Annotated in this window: 14 protein-coding genes and 1 pseudogene; 13 read left to right on the top strand and 2 right to left on the bottom strand. The window is 40.6% G+C overall.

The features are described 5' to 3' along the window. Nucleotides 1-68 precede the first annotated feature (68 nt). Genes G541_RS0105340 through pepT form a run of 3 tightly spaced genes read left to right on the top strand, consistent with a single transcriptional unit; the run spans nt 69 to nt 3,154 of the window. Nucleotides 69-773 carry a tRNA (adenine(22)-N(1))-methyltransferase gene (locus tag G541_RS0105340; RefSeq protein ID WP_027826756.1) on the top strand — a complete coding sequence of 235 codons (705 nt, stop codon included), beginning with the start codon at nt 69-71 and terminating at the stop codon, nt 771-773. After that, a complete protein-coding gene (locus G541_RS0105335) occupies nt 766-1,881 on the top strand; it encodes a Nif3-like dinuclear metal center hexameric protein (RefSeq protein ID WP_009554565.1) in 1,116 nt (371 codons plus the stop codon). Before G541_RS0105340 ends, G541_RS0105335 begins: the two co-directional genes overlap by 8 nt. A 22-nt stretch (nt 1,882-1,903) precedes the next feature. Then, nucleotides 1,904-3,154 carry a peptidase T gene (gene pepT / locus G541_RS0105330; RefSeq protein ID WP_027826755.1) on the top strand — a complete coding sequence of 417 codons (1,251 nt, stop codon included), beginning with the start codon at nt 1,904-1,906 and terminating at the stop codon, nt 3,152-3,154. 64 nt (nt 3,155-3,218) lie between these two features. On the opposite strand, the gene G541_RS0105325 is transcribed toward pepT, so the two are convergent. After that, entirely contained in the window at nt 3,219-3,407 is a 189-nt protein-coding gene (locus G541_RS0105325; protein WP_009554561.1) for a DUF2929 family protein, read from the bottom strand. 213 nt (nt 3,408-3,620) lie between these two features. On the opposite strand from G541_RS0105325, the gene G541_RS0105320 reads away from it, so the two are divergent. The 10 genes from G541_RS0105320 to G541_RS0105270 all read left to right on the top strand — a co-directional run bounded on the left by G541_RS0105320 (nt 3,621) and on the right by G541_RS0105270 (nt 14,802). Continuing rightward, complete coding sequence (locus G541_RS0105320) at nt 3,621-6,971, top strand: DNA polymerase III subunit alpha (protein ID WP_027826754.1); 3,351 nt, start codon at nt 3,621-3,623, stop codon at nt 6,969-6,971. Between the two features lie 133 nt (nt 6,972-7,104). After that, nucleotides 7,105-8,073, top strand: coding sequence for a 6-phosphofructokinase (pfkA, locus tag G541_RS0105310; protein WP_009554557.1), 969 nt, complete (start codon nt 7,105-7,107; stop codon nt 8,071-8,073). A gap of 86 nt (nt 8,074-8,159) precedes the next feature. After that, on the top strand, nt 8,160-9,920 hold the full coding sequence (pyk, locus tag G541_RS0105305) for a pyruvate kinase (protein ID WP_009554555.1): 1,761 nt from the start codon (nt 8,160-8,162) through the stop codon (nt 9,918-9,920). Between the two features lie 165 nt (nt 9,921-10,085). Beyond that, nucleotides 10,086-10,547, top strand: a complete 462-nt coding sequence (locus G541_RS0105300) for a DUF441 domain-containing protein (protein WP_009554553.1) — start codon at nt 10,086-10,088, stop codon at nt 10,545-10,547. A gap of 10 nt (nt 10,548-10,557) precedes the next feature. After that, nucleotides 10,558-11,424, top strand: coding sequence for a CvfB family protein (locus G541_RS0105295; RefSeq protein ID WP_009554551.1), 867 nt, complete (start codon nt 10,558-10,560; stop codon nt 11,422-11,424). Beyond that, nucleotides 11,411-12,316 carry a site-specific tyrosine recombinase XerD gene (gene xerD, locus G541_RS0105290; RefSeq protein WP_009554549.1) on the top strand — a complete coding sequence of 302 codons (906 nt, stop codon included), beginning with the start codon at nt 11,411-11,413 and terminating at the stop codon, nt 12,314-12,316. Before G541_RS0105295 ends, xerD begins: the two co-directional genes overlap by 14 nt. 68 nt (nt 12,317-12,384) lie before the next feature. Continuing rightward, nucleotides 12,385-12,744 carry a GNAT family N-acetyltransferase gene (locus G541_RS0105285; RefSeq protein WP_027826752.1) on the top strand — a complete coding sequence of 120 codons (360 nt, stop codon included), beginning with the start codon at nt 12,385-12,387 and terminating at the stop codon, nt 12,742-12,744. Next, the gene (locus G541_RS0105280; RefSeq protein ID WP_235806356.1) at nt 12,737-13,498 is read left to right on the top strand and encodes a segregation and condensation protein A; all 762 of its coding nucleotides are present in this window, start codon (nt 12,737-12,739) and stop codon (nt 13,496-13,498) included. The genes G541_RS0105285 and G541_RS0105280 overlap by 8 nt, the downstream gene beginning before the upstream one ends. Beyond that, nucleotides 13,485-14,111 (top strand): SMC-Scp complex subunit ScpB, encoded by a 627-nt coding sequence (gene scpB, locus G541_RS0105275; RefSeq protein WP_027826750.1) that lies wholly within the window; start codon nt 13,485-13,487, stop codon nt 14,109-14,111. The genes G541_RS0105280 and scpB overlap by 14 nt, the downstream gene beginning before the upstream one ends. Next, nucleotides 14,080-14,802, top strand: coding sequence for a pseudouridine synthase (locus G541_RS0105270; RefSeq protein WP_027826749.1), 723 nt, complete (start codon nt 14,080-14,082; stop codon nt 14,800-14,802). The genes scpB and G541_RS0105270 overlap by 32 nt, the downstream gene beginning before the upstream one ends. Before the next feature lie 45 nt (nt 14,803-14,847). Here G541_RS0105270 and G541_RS10390 read toward each other — a convergent pair. After that, nucleotides 14,848-14,945 (bottom strand): annotated as a pseudogene (locus tag G541_RS10390) (IS30 family transposase); the annotation flags it as partial.

Genomic DNA, 14,945 nt, shown 5'->3' with positions numbered 1-14,945 from the left:
TTCTACTCTTTTTTATTAATACTTGATTGTAAAGAAAATATGATGGTATAGAAAGGACACTTATATAGATGGATGCACATAAGTTATCACAACGATTAATCCGGGTTGCAAACTATGTTCCTCAGGGAGCACGTTTGGCGGACATTGGGTCAGATCATGCTTATTTGCCTGCTTATTTAGCGCTTCAAAAACAGATCTCATTTGCGATTGCAGGTGAAGTTGTTAAGGGACCATATGAGAACGCTCGCCATGAGATCCTTCAAGAAGGATTGCAAGACTTGGTTGAGGCCCGTTTGGCAGATGGGTTGGCCGCAATTAACCTAGATGATGAAATTGATACTATAACTATCTGTGGGATGGGAGGACCGTTAATAGCTAATATTTTGGAAAAAGGCAAGGACAAGCTCGTTAATCATCCATTGTTGATTTTACAACCCAATGTTGGCTCCAAGGATGTGCGGCTGTGGTTGCAGACTAATCAATATGAACTTATCAGTGAAGAGATATTAGCGGAAGATGGACATATTTACGAAATCTTGGTAGCGCGGTTTGTTCCACAACGTCAGGAGTTAAGCGCGGATGAATTGACCTTTGGCCCGTATCTTTTAAAGGATAAAAATGCTGCTTTTATTGCTAAGTGGCAAAAAGAAAGGGAAAAATTACAGAAGATCATTGCTCAACTTCAAGCAGCACCAAAGGATTATAGTGTGCGTATTCAAGAACTTGAACAAGAGATGACTAAAATAACAGAGGTGATCGGAACCGATGATTAAAGTCAAAGATATTGTACAAAGATTCGAACAGTTTGCTCCGCCAGCGTGGGCAGAAAAGGGAGATCCCATTGGCTTGCAGTTAGGAAGTCTTGAGCAAGAAGTTCATAAAGTAATGGTGACATTGGATGTGCGTCCTGAAGTAGTTGCTGAAGCGATTGCAGAAGATGTAGATTTCATTTTTGCTCACCATCCCGCAATGTTTAAGCCAATAACAAAATTTGATTTAAGTGTTCCGCAAAATCAAATGTATGCAGAATTAATCAAACATGATATTACCGTATACGGGGCACATACTAATTTAGATAATGCCAACGGCGGGATGAATGACTGGCTTGCAGAACTCTTGCAAATTGAGCATACTAAACCCTTGATGCCCCTGAGGTATCCTGATTACTATAAGCTGGCAGTGTATGTTCCTGTAAAGGCAGAAGATCATGTTCGTCAAGCTTTGAATGCTGCTGGCGCAGGCTGTATCGGCGAGTATACAGGTTGTGCCTATACGGCACCAGGAACCGGATATTTTGTGCCAGGAAAAGATGCGCAGCCGACAATTGGCAATATAAATGAAGCAACTGCAGTATCTGAAGTCAAAGTTGAAGTGGTGGTCGCAGCACGTGATAAGAATAAAGTTTTACAAGCGATGTATGCTAGCCATCCTTATGAAGAACCAGTATTTGATTTATATCGGTTAGAAAATTTTGGTACTCCGTACGGAATGGGGCGGATTGGTACATTGGCTGAAGCAACAACAGTGACTGAGTATGCGAAGTTCTGCAAGAACGTCTTAGGAGTGGATCATGTACGGTTGGTGACTTCAGATCCTGGACGTTTAGTACGGACAGTAGCCGTTTTAGGGGGAAGTGGCAGTCGCTTTTATCCGCAGGCGTTGCGGCAAGGGGCTGATGTATATGTGACAGCAGATGTAACTTATCATACAGGACATGATATTATTGCTTCAGGGCTGAGTGTAATTGACCCAGGACATCATTTTGAGGCCATTTGCAAATCACATCTTCAAAGCATGTTTGAGCAGTGGAGTGATGAGAATGATTGGCAAATTCAAGTTGTCTCATCTAAAATTAATACTGATCCATTTAGCTTTATTTAAATAAATCACAGAGGTGGTAAAAATGGAAAAATATCAAGATTTAGTGACACGGTTTATTAAATATGTCAAAACCGAAACACGGTCAAATGAAGATTCAAATACAGTTCCTTCAACGCCTAGTCAGGTAGAATTTGCCAAAACATTAGCGCAGGAATTACGTGATCTGGGTTTAAGCGACGTTAAAATCTCGCCGGTAAGTGGATATGTTTTAGCAAGTATCCCAAGTAACCTATCACCGGATGTCAATGTCCCGACTGTAGGTTTTATCGCTCATATTGATACAGCAGACTTTAATGCGCATAACGTTAACCCACAAATCGTGAAGAATTATGATGGGCAAGCGGTTATTCCTCTTGATGCTGACGGGAAATATCATTTAGATCCAGCAGAATTTCCTAACCTTAAAAACTATGCCGGGCATGATCTGATCACGACGGATGGAACGACTTTGTTAGGGGCTGATGACAAAGCGGGTGTAGCTGAGATTGTTTCAGCAGCAGCTTATTTACTTGCTCATCCAGAAATTAAGCACGGTCTGATTAGAATTGGTTTTGGGCCTGATGAAGAAATTGGGCAGGGAGCACAACATTTTGATGTTAATGAATTTGGTGCAGACTTTGCTTATACTATTGATGGTGGTCCGCTAGGTGAATTACAGTACGAAACTTTTAACGCTGCACAAGCAAAAGTTATATTACTGGGGAAAGATGTGCATCCTGGAACTGCTAAGGGGATTATGATCAATGCACTTAAATTAGCAGAAGCATTTGATGGTCAATTACCAACAAATGAGGTTCCTGAGAAAACGGATGGCCGGGAAGGCTTTTTCCACCTATTAAGTTTAAATGGAACTGTTGAAGAGGCGCAAATGACGTATATCATTAGAGATCATGATCGCCAAGCCTTTGAAGACCGTAAACAGATGCTGCTGGATATTGCACAAAAAATAAATGCTAAGTATCCAACACCGCGAGTGATTGTGGATGTTCAGGATGAATACTACAACATGCGTGAAGTCATTGCTAAAGATATGACAGTAGTTGAAATTGCAGAGCAAGCAATGAAGCAGTTGGATATTGAACCAGCTATATTCCCAGTTCGTGGTGGGACTGATGGTTCGATCATCTCCTTTAAGGGTTTACCAACTCCGAATATCTTTGCCGGTGGCGAAAATATGCACGGACGGTTTGAATTTGTTTCTACACAAGTAATGGCGAAAGCTTGTGATGTAATTGTTGCGATTGCTAAGCTAACGGCACAGCATCAAGCGTAAAAAATAGCGGGGTAAGATCATTAAGATCTTGCCCCGCTTTGTGTTTACCTGGGAATAGGATGTTTTAGTTTTTAGCTTTCTTAGGATCCTTAACGAATGCTAATAAAGCATTGATCAAAACAAGACCGCCAATCCCAGAAACAATAGCTGACATTTTGGCGTCGAAAGTGAATCCGGCTAAAGCAGCGGCAACATAGCCCATAACTTCACCGTAAATTACACTCCAAGCTAAAATAATAATTTGTTTTCCCATGTGGAAACACCTCACATTAACTTTAGTTTAGCATATCTTAAGCCTTGATAACAATGATAGTTTGCTGTTTAACGTGAGTATATAATAAGGGATAGATGAATTCCCTATAATAATTAGATAACGCTTTCAAAAAAGAGCGTTGTTTTGAAGAAGGAACAGGTTTTTGTATAATTAATGTTGGAGAGAACATTCGGTAAGATAGGAAGTGAAAAAATGTTTAGTCCATTAAAAGTCACAAGCTGCTTTAGTTTATTGGAAAGTACTCTCCGCATAAAAGAGTATGTGCAAGCAGCCAAAAAAATGGGATATCAGGCGTTAGCGCTGACCGATACTAATGTCATGTATGGAGCGTTAGCTTTCTATCAAGAGTGTCATCGTTATGGAATCAAGCCAATACTTGGACTTGAACTAGAAATGGACCCAGTAGGAAACAAACGCCTATTGCTTTTAGCCAAAAATAAGCAAGGTTATCAGAATTTACTTGAGTTATCTTCACTGAAAATGATTGCCAAAGAAGAAACCCCAACTAGAGAGTTAACTGTGGCAGATATCGGTGGCTTTTTGCAGGGGTTAGCAATCGTTTTATTACCTGATGCTAATCGGGAAGACGGGATTTTTGCTGGAGCACAACTAATGTATGCACGGCAGATTTTACCAGATTTGCAAAAAATAACGGCACGTGCGCAATTATTTTTGGGAATAGATGAGCGAGTCCATCCAGATTTATTGGCAGAAGCACGGATGCTAAGTGCTCAAGCCGAGATTAAAACGGTGGCATGTTCACAAGTACGTTACCTTAAAAGTACCGATTATTTCAGTGTTGAAGTTTTGCAAGCTGTTAAGAACGATCAAAAATTGACGAAAGAACAGCTGAGTAAACGGGCAGCAGGATTGGATTACCTCAAGACTAGTGCAGAATATCAACGAATTTATCAGGCTAATGGGTTGGCCAGTGAATATGCTCAGACGGATAAGTTGATTCAAGACATAGAGCTGAAACTTGCTTTTCCTCCAACACAACTGCCACATTTCCCGGTGCCAAATAAACAAACAGCCACTTCATATTTACGGCAGCAGGCGGAACAGGGGTTAGCCCGACGGCTACGCCAAAATGCTATTGCTAATACAGAAAGCCCAGCATATCAAATACGTTTGGAACAAGAGTTAGCAACTATTCATCGTATGGGTTTTGATGATTATTTTCTCATCGTTTGGGAAGTTACGGCTTTTGCACGCCAAAATCAAATTATGGTTGGTCCCGGCCGGGGGTCGGCTGCAGGATCATTGGTGGCTTATGCACTAGGGATTACGGATGTTGATCCTTTACGTTATCATTTGCTGTTTGAACGTTTTTTGAACGAAGAACGAGCGCAAATGCCGGATATTGATCTGGATATTCCTGATATGAAGCGGAGTTTGATAATCGACCACGTTCATCAAATGTATGGGCATAACCATGTTGCACAAATTATTACCTTTGGGACATTCGGGGTAAAGCAGGCTTTACGCGATGTTGGACGTGTGATGGGAATGACCAATGACGAGTTAGCAACGTGGAGCAAGGCAGTACCTGTACGTAACGCAACAGATTTACAAACAGCGTATCAGCATTCGCAAGCGTTACAAAATTTAGTTAACGCTACCGACAAAAATAAACTGATGTATACGGTGGCAATGATGATTGAAGGACTTCCACGGCACTACTCAACACATGCTGCCGGAGTGATTTTGAGTGATTATCCGCTAACGCAATCAGTTCCTTTGCAACTGGGCAGTGATGGTATTTTGTTAACCCAGTATACCAAGCTGGGGGTTGAACAGGTAGGTTTGCTCAAAATAGACTTTTTAGGTTTGAAGAACTTGAGCATTTTGGATAATGCTCTGACATTAGTTAAACGAAATTACCAAGCTGATTTCGATTTGAATATGATTGACTTCAACGACGAAAAAACGCTGGACTTGTTCCAAGCGGGAGCTACGACCGGAGTTTTTCAGTTTGAGTCGAATGGTATTCGGAGTGTTTTACGTCAAGTTCATCCGACAAGTTTTGAGGATGTTGTTGCTGTTAATGCACTCTATCGTCCTGGACCAATGGAAAACATTGGAGAATTTGTGGCTCGTAAGCACCGGCAAAAACCTATAACTTATCCTGCTCCTAGTTTGGAAGCAATCTTGCGTGAAACATATGGCATTATTGTTTATCAAGAACAAGTAATGCTTGTGGCAGCCACAATGGGTGGTTTTTCTTTAGGTCAGGCGGATATTCTGCGGCGTGCAATGAGCAAAAAGAACAAAGACTTGATTGCGCAAATGAAAAACCAATTTATTGAGGGGGCAACTAAAAAAGGGTACTCAACCACTGAAGCAGAACATGTATATTCATATATTGAACAATTTGCTAATTATGGGTTTAACAAGTCCCACGCCTTGGCATACTCCAAGATGGCGTTTGAGTTAGCGTACATTAAAGTACATTTTCCCCAGGCTTTCTATGCCTCAATTATGAATACAGCACTTGGTTCAGGGCCAAAGATGCGTGAATATGTGACTGCCGCGCGTAAGCAACGAGTGCCATTGCACGGGCCAGATATCAATCAATCGCAAATGTATTTTGTGATTCGTAACCAGCAAGTATATTTTGGTTTAGGAGCAATTCAGGGGTTACGTCGTGATTTTATTACCGAAATCATTAGTCAGCGAAAAGCAGGGGGAAAGTATCGGGATTTTGATGACTTTTTCCACCGAATTGACCAGAATTTTCAGAAAGTTGAGACAATAACGCCACTGATTTACAGTGGAGCATTTGATAGTAATGAACCATTACGTGAAAAGCTCCTAGTACGGTTGCAACAATTGGTCGATAACAGCAGTATTATGATTCACGATAAAAGTAGTCCTCAGGCGCAAAGAATTGACAGTCAAACTTTGCGTCCTAAAGAACGGACCGATTTCCAACGCCTATCATTGAATGAAAAGTTAGCTAAGGAGCAGTATTATCTTGGTGTCTATCTTTCAGCACATCCAGTTGATGAGTTCAAACGTTTGGGCTTATTTTATCCATTGGTATCAATTACTGAGTTGATAGTAGGTCAAAAGCAGTCGGTTTTGTTATATGTACAACAAATTAAAACAATTCTGACTAAAAAGGGGGAGAAAATGGCCTTTTTAACTGCAAGTGATAGCAGTGGCAATATTTCAGTGACAGTTTTCCCTAATTTGTTCCGAAGAATCGGGATGAACTTGCAAGCTAATCAAGTGTATCTAATAGAAGGTAAAGCAGAACAACATTATGGTCTTAAGCTAGTGGCTAATGATATTCAATTAGCAGCTAATGTTGTTCCACAAGTATATTATTTACGGCTTCCAGCCGATTTCAGCTTGCAGCAACGGCAATATTTATTTGCAAAAATGAAGGAAAATAGGGGGAAAACACCAGTTATTGTTGTTGACCAGCAAAGTAAACGGCAACAAGTTTTAGCGCGAAAATTATGGTTGAATCCCAGTCATTTAACCCAGAAAGCGCTTAGAGAAATCTTAGGAGAAACTAATGTTGTCTTGAAATAAGGATAAATGATAGATAAATCAGAAAAACTGCTTACTATGAATAAAAAATACAAGACAATTCCGTATAAAAGTGATAATATTACTTTTGAACAAGAAAAGAAATTAGAGAATAATAATTTTTGAGGTGGACAATATGAAACGCATTGGTATTATGACCAGCGGTGGCGACTCCTCTGGTATGAATACAGCTGTTCGTGCGATCGCACGGGCTGCAATGGATGCAGGGTTAGAAGCATTCGGGATTAACTACGGTTACAAGGGCTTAGTTGAAGGTAATATCTTTAACATGAATTCTTTAAAGGATTTAGATACAATTGTTAACCGTGGTGGTACAATTCTATACTCTGCACGGTTCCCTGAATTTGCTGAAAGAGAAACACAATTGAAAGGGATCGAACAGTTAAAGAAATTTGGAATTGATGCCTTAGTTGTGATTGGTGGCGATGGTTCATACCACGGTGCTGAAAAGCTAACTAAGTTAGGGTTCAACTCTATCGGGATCCCAGGGACTATTGATAATGATATTCCAGGGACTGATTTTACTATCGGTTTCGATACAGCTGTTAACGTTTGTGTTGATGCATTGGACCGGGTTACTGATACTGCTCGTTCTCACCAACGTCATTTCGTTGTTGAAGTGATGGGTCGGGGTGCCGGCGATATTGCTTTATGGGCTGGGGTTGCCACAGCTGCTGATGCAATTGTTATCCCAGAACGTGAATATGATATCAAAGCAATTGCTGAACACTTGGAAGAAAACCGTAAGCACGGCAAGGATTATGGTATCATTGTCATTGCAGAAGGTGTGATGTCTGCTGCTGACTTCAAGGAACAACTTGACCAATACGGTGATTTCGATAGTCGGGCAATCACTTTGGCTCACGTTCAACGTGGGGGTGTACCAACTGCTAAGGACCGTGTATTAGCTGCTCGTTTAGGCGACTATGCTATCAAGTTATTACTTGAAGGCAAGGGTGGTTTAGCAATTGGTATCAAGGATAACCAACTTGTAGCACATGATATTATCGATACGCTTGAAAATCACAAACATCATACAGATACAACTCTGTTAGACTTGAATGACCGTTTACGTTTTAAATAAACAGCGGTTTGATTAACGTTTTTAATTTTTTGTAAAGAGCGACATAAAAGTCATCTTTAATATTTTTCAAAGGAGAGGTTTTACTCATGAAGAAAACCAAAATTGTTAGTACATTAGGACCAGCTAGTTCCGATCTTGATACAATTGTTAAATTGATTGAAGCAGGTGCTAACGTATTCCGTTTTAACTTCTCACACGGGGACCACGAAGAACATTTAGGTCGGATGAAGTTAGTTCATGAAGCTGAAAAAGTGACAGGCAAGACTGTAGGTTTGATGCTTGACACAAAGGGTGCTGAAATTCGGACTACTAAGCAAGCTAATGGTAACGTAACTTATGCTATTGGTGATGTAGTACGTATTTCAATGGACTCATCCCTTGAAACTACTAAGGAAAAGATTGCTGTTACATATGAAGGTCTTTATGATGACGTTCATGTAGGCGGCCACGTTTTATTTGATGACGGTTTGCTTGATATGCAAGTTGAAGAAAAGGACGAAGCTAATCGTGAATTAGTTGTTAAGGTTCTTAATGAAGGGACTTTAGGTTCACGTAAGGGTGTTAATGCTCCTGGCGTTTCCATCAACTTGCCTGGTATCACTGAAAAAGATTCTAGTGATATTCGCTTCGGTTTGGACAACGAAATCAACTATATTTCTGCTTCATTCGTACGGAAGCCTCAAGACGTTTTAGATATTCGTGAACTCTTAGAAGAAAAGCACATGGAACACGTGCAAATCTTCCCTAAGATTGAATCACAAGAAGGTATCAACAACTTTGATGAAATCATTAAGGTTTCTGATGGTTTGATGATTGCTCGTGGGGACATGGGTGTTGAAATTCCAACTGAAAACGTTCCTTTGGTACAAAAGGAATTGATCAGAAAGTGTAATGCTGTTGGTAAGCCAGTTATCACTGCAACACAAATGTTAGACTCTATGCAAGAAAACCCACGTCCAACTCGTGCCGAAGCTTCTGACGTTGCCAACGCTGTTTGGGATGGTACTGATGCAACGATGCTTTCTGGTGAATCAGCTAACGGTGATTACCCAGTTAAGTCTGTTGCTACTATGGCACGGATCGACATCAAGGCTGAAAATGCTTTGCGTCACAACCAACGGATCAGCTTGAACGACTTTGACAAGACTGATGTTACTGAAGCCATCGGTCGTGCTGTTGCTGAAGCTGCTGACAACTTGAACATCAAGACAATTGTTGCTGCAACTAAGTCTGGTCACACTGCACGGATGATTTCCAAGTATCGTCCAAATGCTAACATTTTAGCAGTTACATTCGATGAACGGACTCAACGTGGCTTGACTGTTAACTGGGGTGTTCACCCTGTTATCGCTGAAACTCCAGCTTCTACTGACGACATGTTCGAATTAGCTACTGAAGAAGCTAAGAAGTCTGGTTTCGCTAAGGAAGGCGATTTGATCTTGATCGTTGCTGGTGTACCTGTGGGTGAAAAGGGCACTACTAACATCATGAAGATCCAATTAATCGGCTCCAAGCTTGCTGAAGGTCAAGGTGTTGGTGATGAAACTGTTATTGGTAAGGCAGTTATTGCACATTCAGCACAAGAAGCTAACGAAAATGCTGTTGAAGGTGGCGTATTAGTTGTTGAAACAACTGATAAGGACTACACTCCAGCTATTCAAAAGTCTGCTGCTTTAGTTGTTGAAAACGGTGGCTTGACTTCTCACGCTGCAGTTGTAGGTATTTCCATGGGTATTCCTGTTATCGTTGGGGCAAAGAACGCTACTAGCTTGATCGGTAACGGTGAAACTATCACTGTTGATAGTCGTCGTGGTATTGTTTACAACGGTGTATCTAACACACTTTAATTTTTAGAAGTGAATCAATGAGTTTGGCTCATTAGCAACACTAAAAATAAATGGATGGTAGATTTATCTGCCATCCATTTTTATTTATATCCGTACTGGATAGCTGATTTTAAGGGATATTTTTGGTATGATAAAAACATATGTATTATGATTGCGAGGAAAAATATGGAGAGTTGGTTATTTTTGCTGGCAATATTAGGGATAGCTTTTGTTGGCCGTAATAATTCCCTATTGATTGCCACATTTATTGTACTGGGGATTAAGTTATTACCTCCGTTAAGTTCTAAGCTATTTCCACTTATTCAAAGTAAGGGTATTAACTGGGGTGTGACGTTAATTTCAATAGCAATATTAATTCCAATTGCAACGGGAAAGATTCGTTTTATTGATCTTTTGCATGCAATGAAAACACCAGCGGGATGGATTGCGGTGGGATGTGGCATTGCCGTTGCTATTCTCTCACGGCATGGAGTAAACCTATTAACTGATACACCGCAAGTGACCGTGGCCCTGGTTTTAGGGACTATCATCGGGGTAGTCTTTTTAAAGGGAGTAGCTGCTGGACCAATTATCGCAGCGGGAATCACCTACTATATTGTTACTTTTTTACATTTGAGCTTTACATAGGGAGGATAAGATGCTAAAAGATTATTTGGCACGAACGGTCCGGGCAACTGTGACGGATGAAAATGATAATTATGTTTTCGCCCAGGTTGATGGGCATACTTTTCGAATTGCAAAAAAAGAACTAAAGAAAGTTCCGCGACCGGGAGCAGTTATTTCAGGATTTGCTTATCAAAATGAACACCACCAATTGGTGATGACTAAACAGGTCCCTAAAGTTGGGCGTGACCAATATGCTTGGGGGACAGTTGTAGGAAGCCATGGTGACTTGGGTGTCTTTGTTGATATTGGTTTACCTGATAAGGATATTGCTATTTCTAGTGATGATTTGCCACTTCTACGGCATTTATGGCCTCAGAAGGGGAGTCGGTTACTGTTAGCATTGACAGTTGATGACAAGGATCGTATTTGGGGTAAACTGGCAACGGATGATTTGATCCGCCAAGTAAGTGTGCAGGCCGATAAACGGATGATGAATCGTGAAGTTACAGCGACGGTATACCGGCTTAAGCGTGCAGGGACCCTGGTGTTGACTAGTGATTATTACTTAGGTTTTATTTATCATGGAGAACGGGAACAAGAGCCGTATTTGGGGCAAGTTGTTCAGGCACGGGTAATTGATGTTCACGCTGACGGGCGGCTCAATTTATCACTTCAACCCCGGGCTTATGAGGCGATTAGTGAAGATGCACAGATGATACTGGCTGCCTTAAAGCAAAATCAAGGCCATCTACCATATACAGATAAGAGTACTCCTGCTGCTATCAAAGCTTACTTTGGTATTAGTAAGGGGCAATTTAAGCGGAGTGTTGGTCACCTGATGAAAGCTGGATTGGTTCAGCAACGTGAAGGCGAGTTGATTCTTAATGAGCAACAATGATGCGCTAACAGATATTATTGCAGATTACTTGCACTATTTACTGGTTGAACGGGGATTAACTACCAACACTGTAACTAGTTATGGACATGATTTAGCAGAATTTGCTACTTATTTACAACAGCAAAAAATAACTACTTTCGAAGCAGTGACCAATCATAATGTGGTTGATTACATGCAAAGGCAACAAGAACAAGGAAAGGCTAATTCTTCTATTATTCGGAGTACAACCAGTCTGCGACGCTTTTTTCAGTATTTGATTCAGGAAGAAAAAATTACCACTAATCCGATGGTACTAGTGGACTTACCTAAAAAGCAAAAACATTTGCCAGCTGTATTATCACCGGATGAAGTGGATAAATTATTAGCAATGCCGGATGTTAACCGAACATTAGGCGTGCGTGATCGCGCACTTTTGGAGTTGATGTACGCAACCGGCTTACGGGTAAGCGAGTTAGTTAATCTCAAACTCAGTGATTTGCACCTGCCGTTGCAATTACTGCAAACGTTAGGAAAGGGGAACAAGGAAAGAATCGTTCCCATCGGAGATGCTGCTTGTGCTTGGGTTGAAAAATATTTACAGGATGCGCGCCCGCAGCTGTTGAAGAATAAAAATAGTGAATACGTATTTGTTAATTTTCATGGTAATAAGCTAAGTCGGCAGGGAATCTGGAAAAAAATAAAGGAGTATACACAGCAAGCTGGAATAACGAAGGATGTTACACCACATACGTTGCGACATTCATTTGCAACACATATTTTAGAAAATGGAGCTGATTTGCGGGTTGTTCAAGAACTTCTAGGACATGCTGATATTTCAACTACTCAGATCTATACACACTTATCGCATAAGAGACTAGCAGAGATTTATAAAGAGACGCATCCCAGAGCTTAACTGGTTCGAGATGCAAAGTTATGTTACATTACTATATATTGACTAATGAACGGGGTATGGAGGTCAAAATGCTGTATAAGTATAAAAATGACTACCAAAAAATTGCGATGGGGTTATTGTCATTTATCCCAGATTTGAAAGATTTTGCACGACTAAAGCAAGAAATCGACTGGTATCAGGCTGAAGATAATCGGGCATTGTTTTTGTGGAAAAACGAAGATGAAGATTTCACAGGGATTATTGGGGTCGAATTAAACGATGAATTTATTATTGTGCGGCAGATCGCTGTTTCACCAGCACAACGGAATGAAGGGGTAACTTATAAGATGTTAACTGCCTTGAGCGAACGTCTCCCTAATTTAAAATTGATGGGTAATATGGAGACAGCATCGTTTGTTACTAAATGGGAGCAGAAGCGTAGTGAATAAACTGGAATCCCACGAAAAGAAGTTAACCTTCAAATTAACCAGTTTTGAAGGACCATTAGATCTGCTATTACATTTGATTCGCCAAAACGAGATGAATATCTATGATATTCAAATGACAGCGATCACATCGCAATATATGGATTATCTTCACCAAATGAAAGAATTACGTCTGGATATTGCAGGTGAATATCTGGTAATGGCAGCTACTTTGATGAATATCAAGAGTAGGCTTTTATTACCGCAGGAGCAAGAGGCATCATCTGCTGATGTAGATGAGGAGGATCCACGGAATGATTTGGTTCAACAATTATTAGTGCACCAGTTATATCAGGAAATAGGCGTTAAGTTGGCTGATTTGGCATCTGAACGAGAACTTAGTTATTCGCGTGAACAGGCTGCGCCACCTCTTGATGCTCAATTAGGGCAACTGTGCCCAGAGTCAACAACAGTTGAACAGTTACAAACAGCCTTTGTTAAAATCTTACAACGAAAAAAGTTCGTGAAGTTTGCACAACCACAGGTACATCCAGAACGTTACAATATTAAATCTGAGATGAATACCATTAGACAACGTCTGAAGGTGGAGCGTGTTGTCGCTTTTGAAGGGTTGTTTCCAGATAATATTGTCGAACACCTGGTAACGGTTTTCTTGGCTTTGCTGGAGTTGGTAAAAATAGGTGAAGCTGGAGTACAACAGGCGGCAAACTTTGAACCGATTATGATTACTAGTGAGGGTAATAATGTTATCAAATAAAGCAAAAATTGAGAGTTTGCTGTTTGTGAGTGGGAGTGAAGGGATAACGTTAGGACAGTTATCCCAACTCACCAATATGATGAAGCCAGCAGTCAAGGAGCAATTAGCGGCGTTAGAGGCGAAGTATGCCGCTGATCCTGACACAAGCTTGTGTCTATTAACTGCGGGAGAAACCTATCGCCTAGCAACTAAAAAAAGCTTAGCAACAGTAGTTAAAGAATATTTTGAATCGCCAGCAATGACGACTTTATCTAAGGCGGCATTGGAGACATTAGCGATCATTGCCTATAAACAACCTGTTACCAGGGTGGAAATTGAAGAAATTCGTGGAGTACAGTCTGCAGGTGTGATTCAAAAGTTATTATTATATGATCTGATTACCGAACAGGGACGATTAAATATTCCCGGACGACCTTTTAAGTACGGGACAACAGATCATTTTTTAGATTTTTTTGGACTCACAAGTCTAAGGGATTTACCAGCAGTTGATGAGGAACAAGTTTTACAGACTGAGGGGAATAATTCTACTGATTTTATGAAGTTATTCAATAGTTCTTTGGAACAAACAGAAGGAGAAAAGAATGGCAGAGAGACTACAGAAAGTAATGGCTAGAGCCGGTGTGGCATCACGGCGTGAAAGCGAACGGATGATCAAGGCAGGGCGTGTACAAGTTAACGGACAAGTAGTCAAGGAACTAGGTACAAAAGTAACTGGTGCGGACGTTGTGCTTGTCGATGGGCAGTTAATTGAGCGCGAACAAAAAGTATACATCTTGTTTTATAAGCCACGCGGGGTCATTTCCGCAGCTAAAGATGATAAGGGGCGGAAAGTAGTAACTGACTTTTTTAAAGATATTTATCAGCAACGCCTTTACCCAGTAGGACGTCTAGATTATGATACTTCAGGTCTACTTTTGATGACCAATGATGGCGACTTAGCTAATAAGTTGATGCATCCACGGTATAAGGTCAACAAGACCTATGTTGCTAAGGTTGCGGGAATCCCTACCAATGACGAGTTAGAAAAGTTACGGCATGGGATAATCATTGATGGGCGCAAGACAGCCCCAGCTAAAAGTAAGGTATTGAGTACTGACATGAAGAAGCAAACAGCTATTGTATCGTTGACAATTCATGAAGGTCGAAATCACCAAGTGAAAAAAATGCTTCAAGCAATTGGACATCCAGTTAAGAAGCTGAAGCGAGAAACATATGGTTTCCTTACGCTTAAGGGTTTAACTTCTGGTGAGTACCGGGAATTAAAGCATGATGAAATAGAATTGTTAAAACAGGGACGTCTGTAAAAACATTATCAATATGGTAGATTGCAATAAATAACTTGAACAAATTTAATGACGCAGATTAAGCAAAAAGATCTCAATTGGAGTTCGCCAGTTCAAACATTTGAGTGGCCGTGAATTCAGATACCAGTTAATCTGAATCAATT

The organism is Ligilactobacillus saerimneri DSM 16049 (assembly GCF_000423265.1).
Lineage (GTDB): Bacteria > Bacillota > Bacilli > Lactobacillales > Lactobacillaceae > Ligilactobacillus > Ligilactobacillus saerimneri.
Note: the sequence above shows the minus strand (reverse complement) of the source record. Positions and strands in the feature narration are given on the sequence as shown.

Coding starts and splice junctions, on each gene's coding strand:
- G541_RS0105340 (WP_027826756.1), top strand. CDS start 69: ATGGATGCACATAAGTTATCACAACGATTAATCCGGGTTGCAAACTAT.
- G541_RS0105335 (WP_009554565.1), top strand. CDS start 766: ATGATTAAAGTCAAAGATATTGTACAAAGATTCGAACAGTTTGCTCCG.
- pepT (WP_027826755.1), top strand. CDS start 1,904: ATGGAAAAATATCAAGATTTAGTGACACGGTTTATTAAATATGTCAAA.
- G541_RS0105325 (WP_009554561.1), bottom strand. CDS start 3,407: ATGGGAAAACAAATTATTATTTTAGCTTGGAGTGTAATTTACGGTGAA.
- G541_RS0105320 (WP_027826754.1), top strand. CDS start 3,621: ATGTTTAGTCCATTAAAAGTCACAAGCTGCTTTAGTTTATTGGAAAGT.
- pfkA (WP_009554557.1), top strand. CDS start 7,105: ATGAAACGCATTGGTATTATGACCAGCGGTGGCGACTCCTCTGGTATG.
- pyk (WP_009554555.1), top strand. CDS start 8,160: ATGAAGAAAACCAAAATTGTTAGTACATTAGGACCAGCTAGTTCCGAT.
- G541_RS0105300 (WP_009554553.1), top strand. CDS start 10,086: ATGGAGAGTTGGTTATTTTTGCTGGCAATATTAGGGATAGCTTTTGTT.
- G541_RS0105295 (WP_009554551.1), top strand. CDS start 10,558: ATGCTAAAAGATTATTTGGCACGAACGGTCCGGGCAACTGTGACGGAT.
- xerD (WP_009554549.1), top strand. CDS start 11,411: ATGAGCAACAATGATGCGCTAACAGATATTATTGCAGATTACTTGCAC.
- G541_RS0105285 (WP_027826752.1), top strand. CDS start 12,385: ATGCTGTATAAGTATAAAAATGACTACCAAAAAATTGCGATGGGGTTA.
- scpB (WP_027826750.1), top strand. CDS start 13,485: ATGTTATCAAATAAAGCAAAAATTGAGAGTTTGCTGTTTGTGAGTGGG.
- G541_RS0105270 (WP_027826749.1), top strand. CDS start 14,080: ATGGCAGAGAGACTACAGAAAGTAATGGCTAGAGCCGGTGTGGCATCA.